The organism is Variovorax sp. P1_H2 (assembly GCF_056405295.1).
In genome coordinates, this window is the sequence record NZ_JBFUCJ010000117.1 from 1 (window position 1) to 21,568 (window position 21,568).

Here is a 21,568-nt window from a genome sequence, read left to right on the forward strand (position 1 = left end):
CGGCAACACGCTGTCGGTGGTGTCGAACAACGTGGTGATCTTTCCAAGCGTGATCAAGTCGTTGTCGTTCGACATGCCCGGCGATTTCACGCCCATAGCGATCGTTGGCGCCACCCCGATGGTATTGGTGGTCAATCCGGCGCGAGTTCCGGCCACCAACAGCAAGGAGTTCATCGCCTTGCTCAAGAGCAAGCCGGGGGAACTCAACTTCGCATCGGGCGGCAACGGCACGATCCTGCACTTGGCGACGCAGCTTTTTCTGGAGGAGGCAGGCGTGTCCGCCAGGCACATTCCTTACAAGGGCGTCGGCCCGATGGTGGCTGGCCTGATCGGCGGGCAGGTCGACTTCGGGACCGCCGCGCTGCCCAGCGTGCAACCGCACATCAAGAGCGGCGCGCTGCGCGCCATCGGCATGTTGACCGCGCAGCGCACACCCGCGGCGCCGGACATTCCCACTTTTGCCGAACAAGGATTGCCGAACTTCGTCGTCGACGCCTGGTTCGCGGTCATCGGGCCCAAGGGCATGAGCCCCGCCAGCGTTGCAAAGGCCCACGATGCAGTAGTGGCCGCCTTCGCGGACCCGGCGGTCAAACAGGCGATGACCAACCAGGGCAACACCATCAGCATCAGCACGCCTGAGCAGGCGCAAGCCGCGTTCCGCAGCGAAATGACCAAGTACGCGGCCTTGGTCAAGAAGGCGGGCATCGAGCCGGAATAGGACCCGATTCGTCTCCTCGGTGGTTTTGCGCGCTCGTGCTATGTCAATCGCAGCTTCCGGGATGACCTAGTGGACGAACATCTTCCGATGAAGGCGCCGTAGCGACCACCATATGCTGATCGCAACGAATGGAATTGCCAGCGCAGCCGTCGTTTCCGGTGACATCGGCCAGCCGATCTTCTGGGCGCCCTTGGCAAGATAGCTTACGAGGCCGACGATGTAGTAAGTAATGGCCGCAACCGAGAGTCCTTCCACAGTGGCCTGCAGCTTCAGCTGAAGGTCCTGCCGGCGGTTCATGGCTTCCAGGAGCGCCTGGCTGCTTTGCTGCTGTTCGATCTCCACGCGAGTGCGCAACAGATTGCTCATTCTGGAGACGCGCTGGGACAGCGAATCTTGTCGCCTGGCCGCCCATTCGCACGTTTTTCGCGCCGGGGTCAGGCGTCGGTCCATGAACTCGGCAATGCTCTGGAGACCATTCAGCCTTGCTTCGGAGATCTGTGCGATGCGCTGGTCCAGCAACTCGAAATAAGCGCTGCTGGCAGAAAGTCGTGAATGCGTGGCTGCATGCTGGCTCTCGACCTCCCCGGCGAGGCGGGTGAGCCGATCCAGCAGGGCCGGCTCCGCGTCGCGTTCAGCGCTGCGAATGGCTTGCGCGAGAGCTGCCAACCCACCTTCGGCGCTGCCTAGAGCCTCGCCTGCTTGCCGTGCTGCTGGCAGTCCAAGGAGGGCCGCCATTCGATACGTCTCGATCTCAAGAATCCGCTGCACCAGTCGGCCGAGTCGACGAGGCTGCAGCTCGTCCGCGAAAAGCAAAATGCGGGAAGACCCGTCCGCGTGAATGGCGAAGTCCGTATACACCTGCGCTTGTTGATCCGCTACGCTGGAACCCACCAGGGTTTGCTCATTGAGCATCTCCGTGACGAAGACGTCCCCGACACTTCCGCGCTCCGCAAATACCCAGAGATTGAGGCTGCAGAGACACTGTCCAGGAAGCCCGCCGAGCCAGTCCTGAGGCACGGCATTGATTGCACTGGCCGGCAAGCGAGGATGGTGTGTTCCGACCGGCACATTCATCGTGAATGTCCATGTGACGAACTCCGTGTGCAGTTCCCAGCGCAAGCGAAGCGATCCGAAGTCGACCCGCAAATGGGTCGTCTGCTCGTCAGGTGGCGTCAAGTGATGGTCGCGCAACAGCCTGGCAAGATGCGCTCGGCTTTGAGCGCGCTGCGTTGCATCCGCTAGCATCACGACATGCGCAATGCTCAAGGCGCCTGTCAGCGCTTCCGGCGGCCGGGCATGGACTTCGTTGTACAGTTCCGCGCGCTGTGGATGTTGGGTGAGGCGACTGATAGGGGGCATGAGCGACGAGTGAGAGATCGGGCGACGCCCAGTGTCGTAAGCATACGATTTCTCGTGAGGGCTCCATCCACCGTCCCCATCGGAGCTCGGGGATCAGGGAGCAGCACCTGAACGCAGCCGGCACCATCCGGCGGAGAAGGCCGTGTTGGGGTGATCGTCCTTTCGGTGCAGAAAGATACGGTTTGCTCCGAGAGCCTTTGCAGGCGCGGGTTTCGGCACGTCGGCCCACCGTCTGGAGCGCTTCCACAAGGTGGCCAACGACGGCGATGTACAGTCCGCCGACAGCCTGAATTGGTCGGTCATGTCCACTTATGTCTATCGCTTCGTCGGTCTGGAAACCCTGCCCGGTCGCCTGACGGACTTCGATCTCTCAGCAGTTCTTCCAGCTTGGCACCGGTGACGTCGAGGCGATTCGCCAGCGGTTCCGATCAGACCGCAGGGTCGCAGGGTCGCAGGCGCGCTGCAGCTGCTATTCCTTCGTGCGTGCGGCCGCCCGATGGACCGTTTTGCCGTGCTGCCGCGCAACCTGCTGCGGTACGTGGCCGAAACGCTGCAGGCATCGCCACTGACGATCGCGAGCCTACGCAGCCTCTACGAGCGCCGCCCGACGCTGTACGAGCATCAGCAGTGGGCCAGGGACTACCTCGGCCTGAGGGACCTCGATCCGACGGCGGAAGCCGCCCTCGTGGCCATGCTGGCGCTTCACGCCGCCGAGGCCGCGCACGCCGACGAACTGGTCACGTCGGCGTGCCATTGGCTGTATGACCACCGCATCCTGATTCCCGGCGAACGCCGTGTTCAGGACTGGGCCCGAGACGCGTTCGCCGCGATCGAGGCCAGCGTCAGCAACGCGATTGCCAGCGAGGTCTCACCCGCTGCGATACGCCACTGCCTTGAATCGGCGCACAGCCAGCGCGCCGACGCGGGCTGCTCTCATCTCGAGTGGCTCAAGACCCCCTCCAAGCGCCACGGCCTGAACACGGTCACCGAGATGCTGGAGAGATCAGCTACCTCAAATCGCTTGCGCGAGGTCGATCGGCTCAAGTCGGAGCCTAGGCACATCATGTCATTCGATGGGTCCGGGAATCCAGGGGAAGCCCACGGACCTGGAAGAGGCACGATGAAGAGATTGGCCTCCCGCCTGGGGCATCGATGCATTAGTCTTGGTTTCCGCTCAGAGCCCACCGAAAGCCGCAGTGATGAAAACGCCTTGGTTGCTGGGCCTGCTTGCCAGCTTGGCCACGCCGATGGCGATGTGCCAGCCCAATCCCACCCTGCTGGGCAACAAGGGTGCATTCATCGCCGATGTGCTGCGGCAGATGACACTCGATGAAAAGATTGGCCAGCTTCGCCTCATCAGCTTCGGCCCGCTGATGTCGGCGCCGCAGCTTGCTGAGGAAGTGGCCGCCGGCCGCGTCGGTGGCTCCTTCGGCGTCGTCAGTCGCCCAGAGCAGCGGCCACTTCAGGAGGCGGCTATGCAACAGAGTCGGATGAAGATCCCGATGCTTTTTGCCTATGACGTGATCCATGGCCACCGCACCACCTTCCCGATCGGCCTCGGCCTCGCGTCGAGCTGGGATGTGGAAGCGGTTCGGCTGACCGCGCGCGTCGCCGCGCAAGAGGCCAGCGCCGACGGCATCGATTTCACGTTTGCGCCGACCGTCGACATCGCCCGCGACCCCCGCTGGGGCCGCACCTCAGAAGGTTTCGGTGAAGACCCGTACCTCGTGTCGGAGATGGCGCGCGCGATGGTCAAGGGCTTCCAGAACGATTCGGTCGCCAAGCCGGACAGCCTCATGGCGTCGGTCAAACACTTCGCGCTGTACGGCGCCGTCGAAGGCGGGCGCGACTACAACATCGTCGACATGAGCCCGATGCGCATGTACAACGACTACCTACCGCCGTACCGCGCGGCCATCGACGCGGGTTCGGGCGGTGTGATGATCGCGCTTAACGCCATCAACGGCGTGCCGGCCGCGGCGAACACCTGGCTGCTGCAGGACCTGCTGCGGAAGGAGTGGGCCTTCAAAGGAGTGACGGTAAGCGACCACGGTGCCATCGCCGAACTGCTGCACCACGGGGTGGCGCCTGACGAGGCCGAAGCCGCCAGGCTTGCAATCAAGGCCGGCGTCGACATGAGCATGGCCGACGAGATCTACATAAAAGAGCTGCCCGGCCTGGTGAAGTCGGGCGAGGTCAGCGAAGGCGAGATCGACAACGCAGTGCGTGAGGTGCTGGGCGCCAAGTACGACCTCGGCCTTTTCCGTAATCCGTTCCTGCGCATCGGCAAGGCCGAGGACGACCCGGCAGATCTCAAGGCCGACAGCCGCCTGAATCGCGCGCCGGCGCGCGACGTGGCCCGCAAATCGATGGTGCTCCTTGAAAACCGCAACCGCACGCTGCCGTTGCGCAAGACAGGAACGATCGCGCTGGTCGGACCGCTCGCAGATTCGCAGGTCGACATGCTGGGCGCGTGGTCGGCCCAGGGCGTACCGGCCTTGGCAGTGACCTTGCGTCAAGGCATAGCGGCAGTGATCGGCGACAAGGCGAGGCTCCTCTTCGCACGCGGCGCGAACGTCACCGAAGACAGATCGATTGTCGACTACATGAATTTCCCGAACGGGGAGGCGCAGGAGATCGTGCAGGATGGCCGCATACCGCAAGAGATGATCGACGAGGCCGTGGCCGCGGCGAAGCAGGCCGACGTGGTCGTGGCTGCCGTGGGCGAGTCGCGCGGCATGTCGCATGAGTCGTCGAGCCGCACGCGCCTCGATTTGCCGGAGAGCCAGCAGGCCCTGTTGAAAGCGCTCAAGGCGACGGGCAAGCCATTGGTGCTGGTGTTGATGAACGGCCGCCCACTGACGCTCGGCTGGGAGAAAGCCAATGCCGACGCGATGCTGGAGACCTGGTTCGCCGGCACCGAAGGCGGCAATGCCATCGCCGATGTTCTCTTCGGCGACGCCAATCCATCGGGGAAACTGCCGATCTCACTGCCTCGCTCGGTGGGGCAGATCCCGACGTACTACAACTTCCCGCGCCTCGGCCGGCCTTTCACGCCCGGTAAGCCCGGCAACTACACCTCGCAGTATTTCGACGAACCGCAAGGCGCGCTGTACCCCTTCGGCTATGGCCTGAGCTACACCGACTTCGCACTATCGAATCTGGCCCTGTCGTCGCGCACGGTGCGAAAGGGCCGTACGGTCGAGGCGAGCGTCACCGTGAAGAACAGCGGCGACCGCGCCGGCGAAGCGGTGGTGCAGCTCTACATCCAGGACGTGGTCGCTTCGGTCGTGCGCCCGGTCAAGGAGCTCAAGGGCTTCCGCAAGCTGATGCTGCAACCGGGCGAGACGCAGGTGGTGCGCTTCCGGATCGGCGAGACGCTGCTGAGCTTCTACAACCAGCAACTCAAGCGCGTCGCGGAGCCCGGCACTTTTAACGTGCAGGTGGGGCTCGACTCACGCGATGTACTGCAGGAGAGTTTCGAACTGCTGCCCTGACGTCTGGAGTGAGGTGCGGGGTCAGCGCCTTCGTGTCACTGACCACCTTAAACGCACTGCACAGCAAGCGTTCGTTCGCTATGGTGGTTGGCACTGCCCTCCCCTTGCGGCAGCGCAAACGTGGACAGAAGCACTTTACGTAATTGTGACTGCCGTCCCCGGCAGACAGTTTAGGCCCCGAGTAGTGATGTCGCATCGTTGCCCGATCCGGGAATCTGATGTTGGCCGCGTATTACCGACCCCCACCCTATTTGCAGTGAAGCGCTTGGCCCGTCGATGGTGTCTCGCGCATTCGTGCAGCTTGCTGCCGCCTGAACTCCCGGGTCGAGCGAATTTCAGCGACGAGTCGGATGCGCCTCGTTGAAGTGCTCGAAGGCCGCCGGCAGCTGCGCCAGTACAGCTGTGCACCAGGCAGGTCCATGCGCGCCACGTAGTCGCGTTTGAAGGAGTTGACGAAGCTCTCGGTCATGCCGTTGYTCTATGGGCTGCAGGCGGGTGTGTTGATGGGCTTCTGGCCCAGCGAGCATGCCCTGCGCCCGCGTGTCCGCCGACATGTTGGCCCTACCGTTGTCGCTCAGGAATCCCAGTCGACGGCCTGTGGGGACGGCTCCCACGCTCCAAAGCGCCGCTCCATCGGTTCGATGAGTATCTTCGGCATTGGCATGTCTGGCGAGGCGATTTCCTCGTCGATCTGGTGGACCGACTCCTGTCGACCACGCGGCTTTGAAATGAGACCTTTCGCGTGCAGGGTACCCAGGTCGCAAAGTCATGTCGCTTCCACACGTGCCCGTTCTGGAACTCGAAGGCACCGAGTAGTGCCAGGACCGCCTCTTTGTCGCATTCAATCGCATCGTTCGTTGCTCAACATGATGCGCGGTTTGCATCGTGACTCCTGATTGGGATCAAGCGTCGGGGCGCCTTTTCTCCCCGTGGTCGAGGGGTACGTGTGCGAGCAGAGCGACGTGCAAGGAGTGTGGTTCGGCGACGGATTCTGCGTGATGGCCAAGCCGCGAATCGCTGCAATCGCACAGGGCATCGACTTCCTGATTCAGTTGCGACGCAGCCACATTCTCTCGGCTCTAAATGCACGCGGGCGTAGCGCAAGAGTCGGTTATGGTTCGCCCCGTTTGTGACCAGAACCGAAAGCAACGACCCTTGATTTTTCATGTATTCAACAGGCTCATTTTTGGCAGCACGCCGACGTCATTGACCATCGCGCCGCACTGGGCACAAGCGCATTGCGAGCCGTCGTCTCCAACCGCGCTGTGAGACATCGCCAGTCGATTGGCTCAAGTGGCATCGCCGCGGTGCCAGCCGGCTGAGGCGCCCCTCATCCCTCTGTATTCGAGAGAAAGAACTTTCACRCCATGTTCCGCACCCTGCTCAAGTCCAAGATCCACCGTGTCGCCGTCACCGACTGCGAGCTGCACTACGAAGGCTCCTGCGCCATCGACGAAGACCTGCTCGACGCTGCCGGCATGGCCGAGAACGAGCAGGTCCACATCTGGAACATCAACAACGGCGAGCGCTTCGTGACCTATGCGATCCGCGGCGAGCGCGGCACCGGCATCATCTCGGTCAACGGCTCGGCCGCGCGCCGTGCAGCGGTGGGCGACCTGATCATCATCGCGGCCTTCGGCCTGGTGCCCGAGGAGCAGGTGGCGGCGCATCGGCCGAAGCTGGTCTTCGTCGACGACGCCAACCGCATCAAGGAAGAGCGCGCCCACATCCCCGTGCAGGCCGCCTCGGGCGAAGCCGTCGCGGCCTGAGGTCGGGCGCGGAGAAGCTCGCCATGTCATCGCTTTCCGCCGCCGATGCGGCCACCCCCTACGGCACGCTGCCCCCGGCCTCGCCGCCGTCGGCCCGCAAGCCGCTGAGCCTGCCGCGCCTGGCCGACATGCATGCGCGCGGCGAGAAGATCGTCATGCTGACCGCCTACGACGCCACCTTCGCGGCCGTGGCCGATGCCGCGGGCGTCGAATGCCTGCTGGTCGGCGACTCGCTGGGCATGGTTTGCCAGGGGCTGTCGAGCACCGTGGGCGTGTCGCTGGCCACCATGCGCCATCACACCGAAAGCGTGGCGCGCGGATTGCGCCGCACCCAGGGCACGGCCTGGCTGATCGCCGACCTGCCCTTCGGCAGCTACCAGGAGTCGCGCGAGCAGGCGCTGCACAGCGCGGTCGAGCTGATGCAGGCCGGCGCGCACATGGTCAAGCTCGAAGGCGGCGGCTGGACCACCGACACGGTGCGCTTCCTGGTCGAGCGCGGCATCCCGGTCTGCGCCCACCTGGGCCTGACGCCGCAAACCGTCCATGCGCTGGGCGGCTACCGCGTGCAGGGCAAGGGCAGCGAGGCCTCGGCGCTGCTCAAGCAGCAGGCGCATGCGCTGCAGGACGCGGGCGCCGCGATGCTGGTGCTCGAGATGGTGCCCGCCGCGCTGGCGACCGAACTCACGAACGAACTGCGCCATTGCGCCACCATCGGCATCGGTGCCGGCCGCGGCACCGCGGGCCAGGTGCTGGTGCTGCACGACATGCTGGGTGTAGGCCTCGGCAAGATGCCGAAGTTCGTGCGCAACTTCATGGCCGATGCGCCCGGCATCGCGCAAGCCATGCAAGCCTACGTGCGCGCCGTCAAGGACGGCAGCTTTCCCGACGACCAACTCCACGCCTGGTAGGCGCATCGACCATGCACATCGCCCGTACCCTCCCCGAACTGCGCGACCACCTGGGCCGCTTCCGGCGCCCCGCCTTCGTGCCCACGATGGGCAATCTGCACGACGGCCACCTGGCCCTGGTGCGGCAGGCCAGGCCGCTCGGCGACGTCACCGTGGCCAGCATCTTCGTCAACCGGCTGCAGTTCCTGCCGCACGAGGATTTCGACACCTACCCGCGCACCTGGGACAGCGACTGCGAGAAGCTGCGCGCGGCCGGCTGCGACGTGCTGTTCGCGCCCGACGAGCGCGCGCTCTACCCGGAGCCCCAGACCTGCAAGGTGCATCCGGACGGCGCCCTGGCCGACATTCTCGAAGGCCACTTCAGGCCCGGCTTCTTCATCGGCGTCTGCACGGTCGTGATGAAGCTCTTCGCCTGCGTGCAGCCGAGCGTGGCCGTGTTCGGCAAGAAGGACTACCAGCAGTGGATGGTGATCCGCCACATGGTGCGGCAGTTCGCGCTGCCGATCGAGATCGTGGGCGGCGAGACCCGGCGCGCCGAAGATGGCCTGGCGCTGTCCTCGCGCAACGGCTACCTCAGCGAGACCGAGCGCGCGGAAGCCGTGCAGCTGACGCGCGCGCTGCACGCCATGGCGGAGGCGGTGCGGGCGGGCGAGCGCGACTTCGGCGCCATCGAGGCACGCGCAATGCGGGCGCTCGGCGAGCGCGGCTGGCAGCCTGACTACATGACGCTGCGCCGCCGCGCCGACCTGCAGGCACCGGCCGACGGAGAGCCGCTGGTCGCGCTGGCGGCTGCGCGGCTGGGAAGCACGCGTCTGATCGACAACCTCGAGATCCAGTCAGACAAATGAGGGACCGCACCCCAATGAATCGGCCGCACGATCTCACCGTCGGTGCCAACCAATCCTGGCAGCAACGCAGCCTGCACAGCGTCTGGCATCCCTGCACGCAGATGCAGCGCGCCGCCACGGTGCCGCCGCTGCCGATCGCGCGCGGTGAGGGCCCGTGGCTCATTGACCACGAAGGTCGGCGCTATTTCGACGCCACTAGCTCGTGGTGGGTAAACCTGTTCGGCCATGCCGACGCGCGTATCAACGCGGCCATCAAGGACCAGCTCGACCGCCTACCGCACGTGATGCTGGCCGGCTGCACGCACGCGCCGGCGGTCGAACTTGCGGAGCGCCTGTCGGCGCTCACCGGTGGCGCGCTCGGCCATTGCTTCTTCGCCAGCGACGGCGCCTCGGCGGTCGAGATCGCGCTGAAGATGAGTTTCCACCACTGGCGCAACCGCGGGCGCTTGGAAAAGCGGGAGTTCGTCTGCCTGCGCCATGGGTACCACGGCGAGACGCTCGGCGCCCTGGCGGTCACCGACGTGGCGGTGTTCCGCGACGCCTACGATCCGCTGCTCATGCGTGCCCACCAGGTGATGTCGCCCGACGCACGCCAGGCCGAGCCCGGCGAGACCGCGGTGGACGTGGCCGCGCGTGCCGCCGCCGAGCTGGAGGCACTGTTCGAAGCGCGCCATGCACACATCGCCGCGCTGATCATCGAACCGCTGGTACAGGGCGCCGCCGGCATGGCGATGCACGATGCAGCCTACCTGCGCGCGGTGCGAGCGCTGTGCGACCGCTACGAGGTGAGCCTGATCGCCGACGAGATCGCCGTGGGCTGCGGACGCACCGGGACCTTCTTCGCTTGCGAGCAGGCCGGGATCTGGCCGGACTTCGTCTGCCTGTCCAAGGGCATCAGCGGCGGCACCCTGCCACTGTCTCTGGTGATGACGCGCGACGAGATCTACGAGGCCTTCCTCGACGACGACGTTGCGCGCGGTTTCCTGCACTCGCACTCCTACACGGGCAATGCACTGGCCTGCCGGGCCGCGCTGGCGGTGCTCGACCGCTTCGAAGAGGACGACGTCCTGCAGCGCAACCGGCAGCGCGCTGCGGCATTGACTTCGGCGCTCTCGCCCTTGCAGAACGACCCGCGCGTTGAACACTTCCGCCAGCGCGGGATGATCTGGGCGTTCGATGTGCGGGAGACCTTCGTCGGTGAGCGCTTTGCCGAGCGCTTTCACTTGGCCGGCCGCGCGCGCGAACTGCTGATCCGACCGATCGGCCGTACCGTCTACCTGATGCCGCCCTATGTGCTGGACGACGAACTGGCAGCCTGGCTCGCGCAACGCGTGATGGCAACGCTGGACGCCACGGCCGACATCGAGAACGCCCATGCTGATCGACCACCTGAACCACCGACTGCGTGAGCGCGACGCCCAGGCGCTGCGAAGGCAGCGCCGCACGACCGAGTCCCCGTGTGCGCCGCACCAGCGGGTGTCCGGGCGCGACATGCTGGCCTTCTGCAGCAACGACTACCTGGGGCTGGCGAACCATCCGGCCCTGATCGAGGCGCTGGCCGAAGGCGCCCGCCGCCATGGCGCCGGCAGCGGCGCGTCGCATCTGATCAGCGGCCATTCGCGCGCCCATGTGCTGCTCGAGGACGAGCTCGCGCGCTGGCTGTCGCCCTGCATCCCGGAGGCAAGGGCGCTGAGCTTCTGCACCGGCTACATGGCGAACTTGGCGCTACTCACCGCCTTGGGCGATGCGAGCGCGACGATCTTCGCCGACAAGCTCAACCATGCATCGCTGGTCGACGGTGCGCTGCTGGCCAAGGCGCCGCTGCAGCGCTACCCCCACGGCCGGCTCGACCTGCTCGCCAGCCAGCTCAGGCTCTGCAGCACGCCGATCAAGCTGATCGTGACCGATGCCGTCTTCAGCATGGACGGCGACCTGGCCAACCTGCCGGCCCTTCTGGCGCTGGCCGAGGCGCACGACGCCTGGCTGATCATTGACGACGCCCATGGCTTCGGCGTGCTGGGCCCGCACGGCAGCGGCAGCCTGTCGCACTTCGGCCTGCGCAGCGAGCGCCTCATCTACATGGGCACGCTGGGCAAGGCCGTCGGTCTGGGCGGGGCCTTCGTGGCCGGCCATCCGAGCGTGATCGACTGGCTGGTGCAATCGGCGCGCAGCTACATTTACACCACGGCGGCGCCGCCGGCGATCGCGCATGCCGTGCTCACCAGCCTGCGCCTGATTGCCGGCGACAAGGGCGAAGAGCGCCGTGCCCGATTGGCGAAATCGATCGCCATGCTGCGCGATGGCCTCGCGACATTGACGCAGGAGCACCCCGGTATCGGTTGGCGCCTGGCCGATTCCGCCACCGCGATCCAGCCGCTGATCGTCGGCGACAACGCCGCGGCGCTGGACCTCGCGGCAGCGCTCGACGCCCAGGGCCTGTGGGTGCCGGCGGTCCGTCCGCCGACGGTGCCCATGGGCACTGCACGGCTGCGCATCACGCTGAGCGCCTCGCACACGCCGAAGGATGTGCAGGCGCTCCTCGATGGCCTGGCGCGGGCCGCCGGGACCCGATGATGAGCGCCGCAGCGATGCGTGGTTGCTTTGTCACTGGCACCGACACCGAGGTCGGCAAGACGCGCATCAGCGCCGCGTTGCTGCACTGGCTCGGCGAGCGCGGCCAGCGTTGCGCCGGCTACAAGCCGGTGGCCGCCGGCACGGAGGTGATCGATGGCGAGGACGTCAACGAGGATGTGCGCGCGCTGCGCGATGTGAGCTCGGTGGCGTTGACCGGTGCCGAGGTCGGACCGTTCCAGTTCGAGGCTGCCTGCGCACCGCACATCGCGGCGGCGCTCGAGGGCCGTTCGATCGAGCGCGCCGCCCTGCTGCAAGGCGCCCTGGCGCTCGCGACGCGCGCCGAGTATCTGATCGCCGAGGGCGTTGGCGGGTTTCGTGTGCCGCTCGGGCCGGACTTTGACAGCGCCGACTTCGCCATGGACCTGGGCTTGCCGGTCGTGCTGGTGGTCGGGCTGCGGCTCGGCTGCATCAACCATGCACTGCTCAGCGCCGAGGCGATTTGTGCGCGCGGTCTGCGACTGGCAGGCTGGGTCGCGAACACCGTCGATCCGGCCATGCTGCATCGCGACGACAACCTTGCCACCCTTCGCCATGAACTGCGGCGGCACTGGCAGACGCCTTGCCTCGGCGTGGTTCCTCGGCTGGCCAGCCCTGACCCTGCGGCGGTCGCGGCCCCCCTCGACGATGCAGCGCTGCGGACGCTGTTCGGGCTTTGAGCTACGCCCTCCTTTACGCGAAACACAACCCACGATTCGGATCCACATGACGACGAACACTATTTCTCTCTCCGCGCTGCGCCCTGCGCCTGCTCGCATCCCGACTCAGGCCGCAGCGCGCTGGCGCGTCGCAGAGGTAGAGGCCCTGTTCGCGCTGCCGTTCATGGATCTGCTGTTTCGCGCGCAGCAGGTTCATCGCGAACACTTCGATGCCAATGAGGTGCAGCTGTCCACGCTGCTGTCGATCAAGACCGGTGGCTGCGCGGAAGATTGCGGCTACTGCCCGCAGTCCGCGCATTTCGACACCGGCGTCGAGGCGAGCAAGCTGATGCCGCTGCAGGAAGTCGTCGAAGCGGCACAGGCGGCCAAAGCCCAAGGCGCCACGCGCTTCTGCATGGGCGCGGCCTGGCGCAGCCCGAAGGCGCGCGACATGGAGCGCGTGACCGACATGGTGCGCGAGGTGCGAGCGCTGGGCCTGGAGACCTGCATGACGCTGGGCATGCTAGAAGCGGACCAGGCCCGGGCCTTGAAGGATGCGGGACTGGACTACTACAACCACAACCTCGACAGCGCCCCCGAGTTCTACGGCAGCATCATCGGCACCCGCACCTACCAGGACCGGCTCGATACGCTGGCCCATGTGCGCGACGCCGGCATCAACGTCTGCTGCGGCGGCATCGTGGGCATGGGCGAGAGCCGTGCCCAGCGCGCCGGGCTGATCTCGCAACTGGCCAACCTCAAGCCCTATCCCGAGTCGGTGCCGATCAACAACCTGGTGCAGGTCGCCGGCACGCCGCTGGCCGGCACCGAGCCGCTCGACCCCTTCGAGTTCGTGCGCACGATCGCGGTCGCGCGCATCACGATGCCGACGACGATGGTGCGGCTGTCGGCCGGGCGCGAGCAGATGGACGAGGCGCTGCAGGCGCTGTGCTTTGCCGCCGGCGCCAATTCGATCTTCTACGGCGACAAGCTGTTGACCACGAGCAATCCGCAGGCCGAGCGCGACCGGGCGCTGTTCGAGCGGCTGGGGCTGAAGGCCCAGGGCCAACGATGAGCGCGGTGCTGGCGCCCCCGCCGAGCCCGCTCGGCCGTCCGATCATCGACACGGCGTTCCGCGTCGATCCCTATCCGACCTACGCCGCGCTGCGCGAGGCCGGGCCGATCCATTGGAGCGACGAGTTCTTCGGCGGTGCATGGCTGCTGACCCGCCATGCCGATGTCGAGGCGGTGCTTCGCGATGCCATGCGGTTCTCGGCGCAGCGCACCGGCGGCTGGGTCATGCAAAGCCCCGCGGCGCGCAGCGAGCTGAAGGATTTTCAGCAGCTCTTCGCGCGGGCGATGCTGTTCGTCGACGCGCCGGACCACACGCGCATCCGCGGCGTGCTCAACGCGGGATTTCGCAGCGACGTTCTGAAGCAGTTCGTGCCGGCCATCGAGCGGCGCGTCGACGCCTTGCTCGACGCCGTGGATGCCGACGAGGGCTTCGACTTCATGCAGGCGCTCGCGCGGCCGCTGCCGGCCGAGGTGATGGCGATGCTGATGGACATCCCCGCGGCCGACCGCAGCGACTTCATCGCCTGGTCCGATGATCTGGCGACCTTCATCGGCGCGCCCATCCCCTCGCTCGAGCAGGCACGGCGCGCACGCACCAGCCTGCTGGCAATGAGCGCCTATTTCGAACAGCTCGTGCCACAGCGTCGGAGCGCACTGGGCGACGACCTCGTGAGCCGGCTGCTGCGGGCCGAGGCGGCCGGCGACATCCAGACCGGCGCCGAGCTGCTCGCCCAGTGCGCGATGCTGCTGTTCGCCGGCCACGAGACCACGCGCAACCTGCTGGGCAACGGCCTGCAGGTGCTGCTCGCCGATCCCGACCCATGGCAGCGCCTGCAGCGCGAGCCCGCCCTGTTGCCGGGGGCGGTGCGCGAACTGCTTCGCTTCGACAGCCCGGTGCAGTACACCGGCCGCCGCGTCGCGGCCGATCTGGTGCTGCACGGCCGGCAGCTGCGCCGCGGGGATTTGGTGGTCGCGCTCATCGCCTCTGCCAACCGCGATCCGGTGCGCTACTCAGAGGCCGATCGCCTGGACATCGCGCGCCGCCCCGGCGGCTTGTTGTCGTTCGGCGCCGGGCCGCATGTGTGCATCGGCGCCAGCCTGACGCTGATGGAGGCTCAGATCGTCTTTGATCGCCTGCTGCATCGGTTCCCGCATCTGCGCCTGGTCGACGCCCAGCCGCGCTGGAGCGGCAATGCGGTGTACCGAGGGCTCAGCGCGCTGCCGGTACGTCAGTCTCCGGCCGCCGGTCTGCGCATCAGCATGCCGCGACGATAGGTCTCGGCAATGAGCATGCGCGGGCCCTCGGCTGTCACGATGCAGTACGTGCGCGACGCTTCGGTGTCAGGGAGCCCGCCGACCGCGCCCCAGAGCCGTTCGTACAGCACCGGTGACGCATCGAGGAACGAGCGGCGCACCCACAGGCGCGACAGCAGATGACCGATCGGCATGGCGCCAGCCTCGAGGTCGCGTTGCACATCCTCCGGCAGGCCCTCGAGCGCGATGTACGACAGGTTGTCCATCATCACCTGGCCGTGAGCGGCGAGGCAGGTGATCCGCTCGATGAAGCTCGCGCCTGGAAGTGCTGCACGCACTTCGGCGGGCACCGCCTGCACGATGCGCTGCTCCAGCACATGCAGCGAAACCGGACCGCCGGCGATCGTTTCGCACAGACGGGTGGTCGATCCGTCCTGCGCCAGCAGCAGGCGCAGCATGTCGCGGGCGTGCTCTGCCCGCGCGGGCGAATCGGATGGTTGGTGAAAGTGTTGACGCTCGAGCGCCTGATATTCGAATGAAGACATGATCGAAATTCAAGTGACGATTCGCCCCGTGGCACTGCCGGACGGCCCACGGGGCACGATGGCGCGGCTGCGCGGCGAGGGACGCTTCGCGCTGCTCGAAAGCGCGCTGCCCATGCCGCGCCAGGCCCAGTGGTCCTACATCGCCGGACCGGCGCTGGCCACACTGTACACAGACGAAACCGCGACCCGGCTCGAACGGAACGGCCGCGAGATCGCGTCCTGGGCCGATCCCTTCGAAGCGCTCGCGGCGGTCGCCGCTGGGGAGCCTGACAGCATCCGCTTCGAGGGCGACTGTCCCGAAGGCATGGACTTCGTCGGTGGCTGGGTGGGTGTGCTGGGCTACGATCTCGCGCGCCATGTCGAACGCCTGCCTGAACAGGCCCTGCACGACCCGGTGCTGCCGCGGCAATGGTGGATGGCCGTGGACCAGGTGCTGGGTTTTCACCATCCGAGCGGGCAGTGGTGGGAGGCCACCGTCCGGGGCCCTTCAGAGCAATGGCCCTGGACCTGCACCGATCGGGCCGAAGCCTGGCGAAGCACAGTAGAACGTGCACGCGGCCCGCTGCCCAAGCGCGGGCACTGGCACGCAGGTCCGCGCACTCTAGGCACGTCACGCGCTCAGTTCGAGAGCGGCGTCCAATCCATCCAGGAGGCCATCGTCCGCGGCGATGTGCTTCAGGTCAACCTGACGCGGCGCGAAGATTGGGCCTTCGAGGGCGACACCTGGGCCCTGTACGAAGATCTAGTGTCTGCGCATCCGGCGCCCTTCGCGGCCTACCTCGAAGGGCCGGGCTTCGCGATCGCAAGTTGCTCGCCCGAGCGATTCCTTCAACGCAGGGGCGACCGACTCGAGGCGCGTCCGATCAAGGGTACTGCAGCACGCGGCATCGACGAAGCCGAGGATGCCGCGCGACGTCAGCATCTTGCAGCGAGCGTCAAGGATCGTGCGGAGAACGTGATGATCGTCGACCTGATGCGCAACGACCTTGGGCGCGTGGCGGTGGTCGGCAGCGTTGAAGCGCCCGAGTTGTTCGCGCTGGAGTCCTACGCGAGCGTGTGGCAGATGGTGTCGACCGTGCGTGCACGAATTCGCCCGGACTGCGGCGTCGCGCAACTGCTGYGCGCCTGCTGGCCGCCGGGCTCGATGACCGGTGCGCCCAAGGTCAAGGCGATGGAGATCATCGAGGGACTCGAACCCGTGCGCCGTGGATGGTATGCAGGCTCCATGGGCTATCTGGACTGCCGCGGCAACATGGATCTGTCGGTCGTCATCCGCACGGCGATCGTTGCCAACGGGCGAGTGATGGTGCAGCTGGGCGGCGGCATCGTCGCCGACTCCGAGCCAGCTTCCGAGTGGGCAGAGACAGTGGCGAAAGGCCTGCGGATCGTCGAGACACTGCAGCGGGGGGCGGCAGAACAAGCCCCTGCAGGAAACCATGGCCATGACCGGTCACCGCAGCGTGGACGTCGTGCGCGGCTATTTTCGGGCGGGCACAGCGCAGACGAGCGCTCGCGCGGATGATGGAATCAGGAAAGCGGAGACCGGACGTGAGCTGAAGTCCTCAGGCGCCGTGACTATCGCCCGACGTGGACCACCACCGGGAAATGATCGCTGAGCGAACGCCAGAACTCGCCGCGTTCACTCGCCTTGACGCCCGCGGCGAACCATGTGCGGGGTACAAAACAGAAGTCGATGTGAAAGCTTCGGTCTGTGTTCCTGAGATGGTGATGGGTCGGCTCAACGACCTCGTCATCGTAGCCCAAGCCTCGGACTTGGTGATACGCGCTCAACGATCCCAGATCGTTGATGCGCCCGAACACGTCGGCCCACTTCGACCTTTGGCGAGGTTTGTCGAAGCACGGGTTGCCGTTGAAATCCCCCGCGATCACGGTGGGAGCTGCAAAGAGCGGCATACGCCTCGACCGCATTCGAAAGAGCTGCGAGATAAGTGGGAGCAGGCCACGTTCAAACGGCAAGTAAATTGAACTCCATCGGGCCCGTCACCCTCACTGGGTTTACGCATGCAGGCAGTCCAGTCGCCTGAGGAAGGCGTTCCAACCGGTAGTCGTCGCCATCGGCCCGAACCTGAATGCCCAACTTCGACTGGCCCATCTCCGTCGGAAACCGCAGCACCTGGGCGCTCGAGTCGACCGGTGGTGGCGCCTCACACAACACGGCAATGTCGGGTTTGAGCGACTGAAGCGCAGGCAACTTTGTGCCAAGTGGGCCTCGAGCACAGTTCCAGGTGACTATTCGCATGGGCATGACGCTCACGGCCTCTTCAAGGCCGCCACAAGTTCCTTGATGGCCCGTGGGTGCTCCGGCCGCCGCAGACCTGTCGTGGGCGACAGGGTTTTCGCGGAATCAACGAGGCCACAGCCCCGAACAGAACAAGCAACAACGAGATGCCAAACGAGAATGGTGCGGCAACCAGCCACGGCGCCATCACGCAGGACGTGTAGGTGCGCCAGAGCGAGTCACAGTTCGGCGATGAAATGCGACGTGTGCGTGGCTTCGCCCTCGCGCAAGAAAGCGCGGACACGGTTTTCGAGTTCCTCATCCGCCAGCGTAGATCGGGAGCGTTGGTGCAGATACTCTGCCCAGGAGGAGACGATGAAGCGCTCCAGGTAGCGTGTCGGATCCTGCAAGTCCCGGTAGACGCGCCAGAAGTTGGCACCATCGCGCCGCCGCGATGCGCGCAGTTGACTGATCGCCTGCAAGAACGCCCTGGCGTCCCCCTCGCGGATCCGATAGCCGATTTCCACGGCCACCGGCCCATCGCCTGGAAGAGGCTGGTCCTTGACCAGCAGCTCCTCCCACAAGACAGCTGGCGTGACCTCGAGCGTGGCGCCGATGCGCAATGGAAACCAGCGAAAAAGAAGGACGCCGCCCACCATGGTGAGGGCCGCGACGCTCAGGGCCGCCGTCAGCCCGACAATGCCCGACACGGCGCCCCAGAAAGCCGAGCCGATGGCAAAGGAACCCAGCGCGCTGACGGTATGCAACGCGACGGCGCGCGATCGTACCCAGGGCGGCGCGCTGGTCTGGGTCGCCGTGTTGAAGGTGGCCATGACCGCCATCCACGCCGCACCTCCGAAGGCCAGAGCCACAAAGACGAACGCGGGTGTGCGCACGTAGGCGGCCACCAGCATGACCGCCGCGAAAACGACGCACCCGATCGCCACCAGGCGCTCGAGCCCAAGGCGCGCGCGCAGGTTGCCAAGCACGAGCCCGATGGCGACCGCGCCGCCGCCCAGGCATCCCATGAGATTGCCGAAACCCGCTGCGCCGAGCTGGAGCTGCTGGGCAGCGATGGCGGGCAAGAGCGCCCACAGCGCCGATCCGGCGCCGCTGTAGGCCACAGTCCGCATCAGTTGGGCCAGGATGAGCGGCGAGTGCCGCGCATACCGCAGGCCTGCAACCGTGCCGCTCCACAGGCGTTCAGGCGGCAGGGGCGACTTCGCATGCGGCGCCGGCGGCCAGCGCCGTACCACCTGGATCAACGCAACCGAACTGAGCATCGCGATCGCGAAGACGCTGCCCGCACCGAGCCACGCGAACACCAGGCCGGCAATGGCCGGTCCGAGCGCGCGGGCGCTGTTCCAGGCAATCGACATCGCTGTGATGGCCTGCGGCATGTCCTCGCGCGGGACAGCATCGGCGACGCTCGTGTTCCATGCGGGCGAGAGGATCGCCGTGCAGCATCCGGCTGCGAACGTGAAGGTCAGCAAGGCTACCGGACCTGCCCAACCGGCCAATGCAAAAGCGGAGAGCACGATCACGATACCCACCTGGGCGCTAAGCGAGATCAGGATGAGGCGCTGCCGATCCATCGTGTCGGCCAGAACGCCGGCGGGCAAGGCCAGCAGGAACATCGGCAGGAAGACCGCGGTTTGAACCAGCGCCGCCAGGAAGGACGAGCCAGTCAGTTCCACCATCAGCCAGGATGCGGCCATCACCTGCATGGCGTTGCCCATGAAGTAGATCGCGCTGCCGAGCCATCGAGCGCGGAAAGCAGGCAACCGCAGAGGCGACCATAAAGAATTTGAGGCGGCTGTCATTCAAATCGGAGTTCAAGACGGTTGATGTGCCAACGCGGGATGCTTGCGCTCGCAAAGCCTGGGGCACACTCTGACCAACCAGCTTCGCTCGGCTATGTCGGCTGTACCTACGAACCGGTCATCTGGTCTAGATCTCCCCGGCACCTGAAGGACCGCAATCCGCGCCACGGAGGACACAACCGTGATGTCCTGCGCATGCGCCGCTGCGATGGAGAAAGCCGCCTCCCCGACCGAGGCCACCATGGCTGTCGCCGTGATCGTGCCGACTCCATCAATGGCTGCGATCTTCCTGCACAGCGCCGACTGCTTCATAAACGACCTGAGCCAGGTCTCGGCGTGCTTGATGCGTTCCTCCAGCGCGTAAATTTGCTGCGAGATCTCCAGCACCATAGCCTGACACACGCGCGTCACCTCACCCTCGCACGCGCCCACGATCAGCGACACGTCGCGTTTGAATGCCTGGCGCGTCTGCGCTATCGACACCCCTCGTTCGGCCAACAGGCCTCTGGCCTGGTTGATCAGTGCCGTGCGCTGCTGGACCATCAGCTCGCGCACGCGATGGACTGCCTGGATATCCTGCTGCTCGACTGACTTCACAGTCACGAAGTTCATCGTCGGGCGGCTGGTGGCCTCGACGATGGCCTGCGCATCGTTGCGGTCGTTCTTGTTGGTCTTCACGAACGGTGTGACGTACTGCGGGCTGACCAGCCTTACCTCGATGCCCATGGTACGGAAGCATCGAGCCCAGTGGTGCGCCGAGCCGCATGCCTCCATGGCGTCAATTCGAGGACGCGATTCGCGAACCGTCTCCAAGAATGCGACGCGCATGACCTTGGCGGTGTAGACCGTTCGGCCTTGGCGGTCGGCGCCGTGAAGCTGGAAGACGCGCTTGGCCAAGTCGATGCCGAGAATCTCGATGTCCATGATGAACCTCCGGACAACAGCGGTTGATGAGGCCGTTCAGTTTGCTATCGGGGTGGCGCAGGGTCCATCCATGCACGGAAAGTACGACAACCCCGGGATTGCGGAGCGGGCTAGTAAATCTCGAATGTGCTGACGCCGCCCTTGCAGTCCCTGTTGCTGCTCGAGCCATCGGTGCAGAACCATTTCGAGTTCCTGCTGGCGCCGCGCGTTGGACCGGGCGCCAGGCGGAGTGTCGCGACGGGCCGCCGGCATCGAGGCTCCACTCTCAGTGAGCGGGTTCCCGAAGCGCCTCTACCAGCGCCAGCGGACCATCTTTACCAAGGGTACGCCCTGTTTGTTATGGCTGTGTGACCCCGACGTTCGGCACCTCGCTGATCGCGGGGCTTTTCATGTCCGCCTGGCCGCCTCGACTTCCAGCGTCCAAATCGTCGTTCCGATGCTCAGCAGCACCTCGAGATCGGTTTGGTAGCTTTCGCTCGCCTTGTCCAAGCGGTCGATAAAGGCCGCGATGTACGATATCGCCTCCGTCGCAGGCAACGCACCCCCTACCCTGGCCATCTCGACCACGGCAAGCATGACGTCGGTTCGGTTCACTGCGCGACTGTGCGCTTGATCGCCAAGGGAGGCAAGGAGGGCCGCTTCCATCCCAGGCATTCGGTGACATTTTCCCGGTCCACGGATGAAGCGATGAAGAGGCTCTTCCCGCTGCTGGATGTCACACGGCAAAATTTAGAGATGACCGATCTAGGCAACCTCTGCGACGACGAGTTGTTTAAACGAGCTCTAGAACACCGCTCACGGGCGATGCATGGCGATGGCCAAGCGCGAGCAGCCGCCCTGGCCTGCGAAGAAGAGGCTCGCCGCCGTTTTCGCATGGCGACGACGATGGCCGCCTCGCTTGAGGACTTCCCTCCAAGCAAAGGGCCTTGGTGGCGGTTCTGGTGATCGGCGCCCTGCGCCGGACCTTCAGGCCTCCGGCGTTGCGGGACATTCAGGCCCAGTTCAGGGACGAGTTCCACGATAAGGCCTCCTCCCTCGACCTTCCAAGAAGGTCTTGCCCGCTTTGGCGGGCTTTTTCATGGGCGCTCGGCGGACGACCGCCGGCACCGACGCCCGCGCTCGCCTCTGCTAGTCCACTGAATCAGAAGAATTGGCGGTATCGACGATTCGGATCGTCGTACTTCCACTTGATCGGCTTTGGGTCTTTGTTGTGCGCGCGGATGTAGCGCATGAGCTTCTTGTCGAGGTCCTTGACCGAGGTGAAGATGCCTCGACTGATGACGTCTCGCTGGATGCGCGAGAACCAGTTTTCCACTTGGTTGAGCCAGGAAGAATAGGTCG

Annotated in this window: 19 protein-coding genes and 3 pseudogenes; 14 read left to right on the forward strand and 8 right to left on the reverse strand. The window is 65.8% G+C overall.

From position 1 onward, the window contains the following. Positions 1-718: Bug family tripartite tricarboxylate transporter substrate binding protein (locus AC1D2E_RS28805; protein WP_478200568.1), on the forward strand; the 718-nt coding region annotated here is incomplete at its 5' end. Positions 719-784: 66 nt separating this feature from the next. Here the strand turns inward: AC1D2E_RS28805 and AC1D2E_RS28810 are convergent. Further along, a complete protein-coding gene (locus tag AC1D2E_RS28810; protein WP_478200569.1) occupies positions 785-2,077 on the reverse strand; it encodes a DUF3422 family protein in 1,293 nt (430 codons plus the stop codon). Between the two features lie 250 nt (positions 2,078-2,327). Here AC1D2E_RS28810 and AC1D2E_RS28815 point away from each other — a divergent pair, with 250 nt between their 5' ends. The 3 genes from AC1D2E_RS28815 to bglX are packed head-to-tail and all read left to right on the forward strand — an operon-like array spanning position 2,328 to position 5,574. Next, positions 2,328-2,477: a hypothetical protein gene (locus tag AC1D2E_RS28815; RefSeq protein WP_478200570.1), complete on the forward strand. Its 150-nt coding sequence runs from the start codon at positions 2,328-2,330 to the stop codon at positions 2,475-2,477. Positions 2,478-2,504: 27 nt separating this feature from the next. Continuing rightward, positions 2,505-3,410: a DUF4158 domain-containing protein gene (locus AC1D2E_RS28820; protein ID WP_478200584.1), complete on the forward strand. Its 906-nt coding sequence runs from the start codon at positions 2,505-2,507 to the stop codon at positions 3,408-3,410. Beyond that, complete coding sequence (gene bglX / locus AC1D2E_RS28825) at positions 3,325-5,574, forward strand: beta-glucosidase BglX (RefSeq protein WP_478200585.1); 2,250 nt, start codon at positions 3,325-3,327, stop codon at positions 5,572-5,574. Before AC1D2E_RS28820 ends, bglX begins: the two co-directional genes overlap by 86 nt. Before the next feature lie 247 nt (positions 5,575-5,821). Here bglX and AC1D2E_RS28830 read toward each other — a convergent pair. Then, positions 5,822-6,244, reverse strand: a pseudogene (locus AC1D2E_RS28830) (integrase core domain-containing protein); the annotation flags it as partial. Between the two features lie 697 nt (positions 6,245-6,941). Here AC1D2E_RS28830 and panD point away from each other — a divergent pair. From panD to AC1D2E_RS28870, 8 genes are read left to right on the forward strand one after another with little or no spacing between them, the layout of a single operon-like run. Continuing rightward, positions 6,942-7,343: an aspartate 1-decarboxylase gene (gene panD / locus AC1D2E_RS28835; RefSeq protein WP_442285846.1), complete on the forward strand. Its 402-nt coding sequence runs from the start codon at positions 6,942-6,944 to the stop codon at positions 7,341-7,343. A gap of 23 nt (positions 7,344-7,366) precedes the next feature. Further along, a complete protein-coding gene (panB, locus tag AC1D2E_RS28840) occupies positions 7,367-8,251 on the forward strand; it encodes a 3-methyl-2-oxobutanoate hydroxymethyltransferase (protein WP_478200571.1) in 885 nt (294 codons plus the stop codon). 11 nt (positions 8,252-8,262) lie between these two features. Further along, positions 8,263-9,099: a pantoate--beta-alanine ligase gene (gene panC, locus AC1D2E_RS28845; RefSeq protein ID WP_478200572.1), complete on the forward strand. Its 837-nt coding sequence runs from the start codon at positions 8,263-8,265 to the stop codon at positions 9,097-9,099. Between the two features lie 14 nt (positions 9,100-9,113). Further along, positions 9,114-10,508 (forward strand): adenosylmethionine--8-amino-7-oxononanoate transaminase, encoded by a 1,395-nt coding sequence (bioA, locus tag AC1D2E_RS28850; RefSeq protein WP_478200573.1) that lies wholly within the window; start codon positions 9,114-9,116, stop codon positions 10,506-10,508. Beyond that, positions 10,474-11,673 (forward strand): 8-amino-7-oxononanoate synthase, encoded by a 1,200-nt coding sequence (gene bioF, locus AC1D2E_RS28855; RefSeq protein WP_478200574.1) that lies wholly within the window; start codon positions 10,474-10,476, stop codon positions 11,671-11,673. The genes bioA and bioF overlap by 35 nt, the downstream gene beginning before the upstream one ends. Further along, complete coding sequence (bioD, locus tag AC1D2E_RS28860; protein WP_478200575.1) at positions 11,673-12,389, forward strand: dethiobiotin synthase; 717 nt, start codon at positions 11,673-11,675, stop codon at positions 12,387-12,389. Before bioF ends, bioD begins: the two co-directional genes overlap by 1 nt. Before the next feature lie 46 nt (positions 12,390-12,435). Continuing rightward, entirely contained in the window at positions 12,436-13,443 is a 1,008-nt protein-coding gene (gene bioB, locus AC1D2E_RS28865; RefSeq protein ID WP_478200576.1) for a biotin synthase BioB, read from the forward strand. Continuing rightward, the gene (locus tag AC1D2E_RS28870) at positions 13,440-14,717 is read left to right on the forward strand and encodes a cytochrome P450 (RefSeq protein ID WP_478200577.1); all 1,278 of its coding nucleotides are present in this window, start codon (positions 13,440-13,442) and stop codon (positions 14,715-14,717) included. The genes bioB and AC1D2E_RS28870 overlap by 4 nt, the downstream gene beginning before the upstream one ends. On the opposite strand, the gene AC1D2E_RS28875 is transcribed toward AC1D2E_RS28870, so the two are convergent. Further along, positions 14,672-15,241 carry a chorismate--pyruvate lyase family protein gene (locus tag AC1D2E_RS28875; RefSeq protein WP_478200578.1) on the reverse strand — a complete coding sequence of 190 codons (570 nt, stop codon included), beginning with the start codon at positions 15,239-15,241 and terminating at the stop codon, positions 14,672-14,674. The two genes, AC1D2E_RS28870 and AC1D2E_RS28875, sit on opposite strands and share 46 nt — an antisense overlap. Here AC1D2E_RS28875 and pabB point away from each other — a divergent pair. Beyond that, positions 15,240-16,763, forward strand: coding sequence for an aminodeoxychorismate synthase component I (gene pabB / locus AC1D2E_RS28880; RefSeq protein WP_478200579.1), 1,524 nt, complete (start codon positions 15,240-15,242; stop codon positions 16,761-16,763). The genes AC1D2E_RS28875 and pabB overlap by 2 nt on opposite strands. A gap of 53 nt (positions 16,764-16,816) precedes the next feature. On the opposite strand, the gene AC1D2E_RS28885 is transcribed toward pabB, so the two are convergent. The 4 genes and pseudogenes from AC1D2E_RS28885 to AC1D2E_RS28900 form a co-directional block, all read right to left on the reverse strand. Then, on the reverse strand, positions 16,817-17,155 hold the full coding sequence (locus AC1D2E_RS28885; RefSeq protein ID WP_478200580.1) for an exonuclease/endonuclease/phosphatase family protein: 339 nt from the start codon (positions 17,153-17,155) through the stop codon (positions 16,817-16,819). A 564-nt stretch (positions 17,156-17,719) separates the two neighbouring features. Continuing rightward, positions 17,720-19,303 (reverse strand): MFS transporter, encoded by a 1,584-nt coding sequence (locus tag AC1D2E_RS28890; protein WP_478200581.1) that lies wholly within the window; start codon positions 19,301-19,303, stop codon positions 17,720-17,722. 219 nt (positions 19,304-19,522) lie between these two features. Further along, positions 19,523-20,227: pseudogene (locus AC1D2E_RS28895) on the reverse strand (IS110 family RNA-guided transposase); the annotation flags it as partial. 387 nt (positions 20,228-20,614) lie between these two features. After that, positions 20,615-20,821: a hypothetical protein gene (locus AC1D2E_RS28900; RefSeq protein WP_478200582.1), complete on the reverse strand. Its 207-nt coding sequence runs from the start codon at positions 20,819-20,821 to the stop codon at positions 20,615-20,617. A 15-nt stretch (positions 20,822-20,836) separates the two neighbouring features. On the opposite strand from AC1D2E_RS28900, the gene AC1D2E_RS28905 reads away from it, so the two are divergent. Further along, the gene (locus AC1D2E_RS28905) at positions 20,837-21,172 is read left to right on the forward strand and encodes a hypothetical protein (RefSeq protein ID WP_478200583.1); all 336 of its coding nucleotides are present in this window, start codon (positions 20,837-20,839) and stop codon (positions 21,170-21,172) included. 196 nt (positions 21,173-21,368) lie between these two features. On the opposite strand, the pseudogene AC1D2E_RS28910 reads toward AC1D2E_RS28905, so the two are convergent. After that, positions 21,369-21,568: pseudogene (locus AC1D2E_RS28910) on the reverse strand (IS630 family transposase); the annotation flags it as partial.